General features: G+C 54.3%; 3 protein-coding genes. 1 reads left to right on the top strand and 2 read right to left on the bottom strand.

Annotation, left to right across the window (positions count from 1 at the left end):
• Positions 1 to 31: 31 nt before the first annotated feature.
• Positions 32 to 979, bottom strand: coding sequence for an N-formylglutamate amidohydrolase (locus tag K5905_RS28365; RefSeq protein ID WP_297590666.1), 948 nt, complete (start codon positions 977 to 979; stop codon positions 32 to 34).
• Between the two features lie 388 nt (positions 980 to 1,367).
• Here K5905_RS28365 and K5905_RS28360 point away from each other — a divergent pair, with 388 nt between their 5' ends.
• Positions 1,368 to 2,546: an aminotransferase class V-fold PLP-dependent enzyme gene (locus tag K5905_RS28360; protein ID WP_297590664.1), complete on the top strand. Its 1,179-nt coding sequence runs from the start codon at positions 1,368 to 1,370 to the stop codon at positions 2,544 to 2,546.
• A gap of 92 nt (positions 2,547 to 2,638) precedes the next feature.
• Here the strand turns inward: K5905_RS28360 and pap are convergent, their stop codons facing one another.
• Positions 2,639 to 4,105: a polyphosphate:AMP phosphotransferase gene (gene pap / locus K5905_RS28355; protein ID WP_297590662.1), complete on the bottom strand. Its 1,467-nt coding sequence runs from the start codon at positions 4,103 to 4,105 to the stop codon at positions 2,639 to 2,641.
• Between the last annotated feature and the right edge of the window lie 325 nt (positions 4,106 to 4,430).

The following is a 4,430-nucleotide window of genomic DNA, read 5'->3' as shown; positions in this document are numbered from 1 at the left end:
TTGTTGAAAAAAATGTCGTCTAGCTGAAAAACTATTCCGCGACGAGGTGCGGTGCGACGGGTTCGTCTTCCACCTTGCCGGTGTCCGACTGCCGAGCTTTGGGCAGTTTTTGCAGATCGACCGGAATGACTTCGGATTTATCCCCAACAGCCTCATCGGCTGACACCTGGTCCTCAACCACGTCGCCGGGCGCCGCTTTCATGGCCGTCCAGTCAATGACCCGGGAAAGCGTATCCACCAGAACCGTTTGCAATCTGGCGATGCGGATCTTGTCGGGCTCGAAAGGAGGCGATTCGTGACGCAGATAAGATCGCTGTGCGAGAAGCAATGACAAGGCATGCACACCTTTGGCAGGCTCTCCCAGAGACTGCGTGACAAAACCACCCTGCGTCTGGGTATCCACGCCGACCGAGTAACCATCCTGGCCCGTGAACGATCCCACAATCAAATTGCGAAGATCCCCGTCACAAGATGTTTCGGACCGTGTGCCGATACTCACGAGCGGCAGCCCGTTATTCGTCACGCCCCTGATGTTGGAGCGCAGGGACTGGCAATCAAGCACAACCACATTCCGGTGAATCTTCAAAAGCCTGTCGATCTGCTGACGCAACATGTGATGGAAGGGATCAAAAAACAGAAACTTGCGTTGTTCGGATTCCGTCGGGCCCGGCTCTTCCCCTTCGTGATAGATCGGTTTGCCGTCAAGAGTTGAGAACGGACACAGTCGAGCCCCCGTATTCTCGTCGGCCGGTGCGTCCGGATCATGGTCGAGATCAACGACAAAACGGGAGATTGTCGAGCGCAGCATTGTCGTGTCCAGCTTCTCGTGAAGGTCGAAAACCCGTTCGAGACGCCAGGAAAGATCCACCTGAAGCCGCCCTGTCGCGTTGAACCGCCGGGCCACGGCCGGAGGCACTTCCGTTCCGCTGTGAGGCAGACACAGAATTAATGGGCTTTGTCCTTCTTCAACCTGAATCATCGTGCAACGCTTAAACAAAAATACCGATTGGACTTTAATTTGAATAATTTACTTAACGGAAACAAGACATTTTCTATTCAACTAAATGACACCGCAGAGTATCCCTCTTCTATTTAAGATTTTTTCCAATACTTTTCATATAGTTACAGATTTTCTCCAGAATAACAATCTACTACCTTCGCACCCGCACAGGTTTAATGCAAACACACGACTTTATCCAGAATGCATCTTTTTCCTGTCTTTTCTCTCGTGAAACAACTTTTGTTTTTCAGTGGCTCACTTGACGCCGGTCTCCCGTCGCGCGATTTTTCAAGGACCCTCGCTCGGACAGTTTCAACCGAACTGTCGCTTCCAGATCAGTATCCTCGCTTCGAAAAAGGATGCCGCCATGTCGCTTCGCTACGGCAAAGAATTTTTGATGATTCCGGGCCCGACCAATGTCCCCGAAGAAGTCCTGAGGGCCATGCATAAACCTGCGGTCGATATTTACGAAGGTCCGCTGCTGGAAACCACGGACTATTGCCTTGCCGGTTTGAAACGTCTGTTCCGGACGGATGGTAAAACCTATATCTACGCGGCAAACGGGCACGGAGCATGGGATGCAGCGCTTTGCAACACCTTGAAGCGCGGCGACAAGATACTTGTTCTTGAATCCGGGCGGTTTGCCCTTGGTTGGGGCGAGGCAGCTCAAATCACGGGGCTGAATGTCGAAATCCTGCCGGGCGCCTGGGACAAGAGTGTCGATCCTTCGCGCCTTGAAGAGCGCCTGAAGCAGGACCTAGATCACGAGATTGCTGCAGTTCTGGTTGTGCAGGTCGATACCGCCTCCGGTGTCTGGAACGACGTCGCCGCACTCCGCAAAGCCATCGATGCGGCAAATCACCCTGCTCTATACATGGTCGACACAATTGCCTCTCTCGGCTGCATGCCTTTCGAGATGGATGAATGGGGGGTCGATGTCGCCCTGACGGGATCTCAAAAGGGCCTTATGTGTCCTCCAGGCCTCTCCTTCGTCGCAGCCGGTCCCAAAGCGGATCGGGCGCACGAAACCGCCGACCTTCGAACAAATTATACCGACTGGACGTTCCGGCAGGGAGCCGAGCACTACCAGAAATATTGCGGCACGCCCCCGGAACATCTTCTGTTTGCGTTCCACAAGGCTCTGGACCTGATTTTCACCGAGGGTCTGGAAAAAGTCTGGCACCGGCACGCGCTCCTGGGCGAAGCGACACGCCGCGCCGTTGCCGAATGGTCCAAAGGTGGTGTGGTGCATTTCAACATTTCCGAACCCCATGCCCGCTCAAACAGCGTCACGGTCGTTGGTATTGAAAGCGGCGATGCAGCGGCGCTTCGCGCCTTTACCAAGGAGGTCTGCGGCGTCACGGTGGGTGGCACGATCGGTGAACTGTCAGGCAAGGGGATCCGGATTGCCCACATGGGCCATGTGAACGCCGTCATGCTGCTTGGCACACTGTCCTCAATCGAACTCGGATTTGAAAAGCTGTCAATTCCCTATGGCAAGGGCGGCATTCACGCAGCAATCGATTATCTCGCACAGGCGATTTGACGAACTGTTGAGCTGTCCTCTGACAAAACAGGTCGGTGCAGGAACGCCGCTCGAATTGGCAGACGTACCGCGTAGCCAATATCGACGGAACCCTAAAGCCGATCCTCCAGCCGATCACAAATCGTCCTGAGCACTTCGATGCGCGCGTGTTTCTTGTTTTCAGCGGACACCATCGTCCAGGGCGCATAGTGGGTCGACGTGCGATCGACCATGTCTCCGGCGGCGATGGCGTACTGGTCCCACTTCAGGCGATTGCGCCAGTCCTCGTCGGTAATCTTGTGCTGCTTGTAGGCCGTGTCTTCGCGCGCCTTGAAGCGACGCAATTGCTCTTCTTCAGAAATTGCCAGCCAGAATTTGCAGATCATGTAGCCGAAATCGGTCAGTTCCTGTTCAAATTCGTTAATTTCATTATAGGCACGGAGCCAGTCATCGTGACCGGCGAAGCCCTCCACCCGCTCGACAAGAACACGTTCGTACCAGGACCGGTCGAAGATCGCGAAATGTCCCTTGCGCGGTACCCGTCGCCAAAACCGCCACAGGTAAGGGCGTGCCTTTTCTTCATCCGACGGTGCGGAGATCGGGTGGACCTTGTAGATGCGCGGGTCAAGAGGCCTGATCACCCGCCGGATCGCGCCGCCCTTGCCGGCGGCGTCATTGCCCTGAAAGACGAGGACAACCCCTGTCTTCGACATGGCTTTCCGGTCGGAGAGATCCGACAACACTTTCTGGTACTTGTCACGCAAGTCCTCGTATTCGGCTTTGTCCAGCCTGGCACTCAGGTCGATCGTGTCGACTGCCGTTTCCCGTTTCAGGCCACCGACAACCGCCGGAGCGGCGAGCGAATGCGGTTCCCCGTCGTCAAATTTCAATTTCATCGCAGCGGCGACGGTCTGGGCCAACGCGGCATCGCGATATTCCGGATCCTGGGATGGAATCACGAACCAAGGCGCATACCCCTTGCTGGTTTCAAGAACGATTTTCTCGCCAGCCTCGCTGGCTTTCTTGTGGTGCTTGAGTGCTGCCCAGTCGGCCAGCACATGACGAGCGGCCCGTTTCTTTTCAATCTTCTTCAGACGGTCTTCCTGAACGTCCTTTGGCAGGTAGAACCAGAACTTAAGGATCAGCACATCTTCGTTGGACAGCATTTCCTCGAACCGGCGAATACGGACCAGCGCCTTTTCGAACGCATCTTCATCAATCTTCTTGTAAATCCAGTCTCTCAGCACCGACTGGTACCAGCTGCCGAAAACAATGGCCGTCTCCCCCCTTGCCGGCAAATCCCGCCAATATCGCCATAACGGGGGACGTAACCGGGCTTCATCCATCGGTTCGCCATAAGCGTTGCAGACAAGGTGGCGCGCATCCATCCAGCCGTAAAGGCGGGCAACTGCTTCACCCTTTCCCGCACCATCGAGGCCATCCACCAGAATCAGTGTCGAAAAATTCTTGTTTTCAACCACCGGCAACTGTGCGGACAGGAGAGCTTCTCGCAATTCCGGCTCGAGTTTCTTGAAGGTCTTCTTGTTCATTTTTTGCGGCAGGCGGGCAGATTCAAACATCAAAATCTCCGAGAAAATGCGCTTTGAACGATTTTGCGGCAGTTGTAATTAAAAGACCATGTTTCAAATCAATGATCCTGACGGGCCGCAGAAACCGATTTTTCCCTGTTGGATGATCCAATACCGGCCTATATGAAACTCTGATCGAATCTTCCGGCGACTTTTCAATCCGGAGTTTGACCTTGAACTCGATTTTTTAGTCAACCTGACAAGCTCCGTGACCGATTTTATTGATCCCATTCTGACATTCATTGCGGACAACCCTTCGCTGGCAGGTCTGATTTGTTTCCTCGCCGCCATGGGTGAAGCACTGTTCATTATCGGT

It is taken from the genome of Roseibium sp. (genome assembly GCF_025698965.1).
Taxonomy (GTDB): Bacteria; Pseudomonadota; Alphaproteobacteria; order Rhizobiales; family Stappiaceae; genus Roseibium.
The sequence above is the reverse complement of the archived record's forward strand: the minus strand, read 5'-3'. Positions and strand labels throughout refer to the sequence as shown.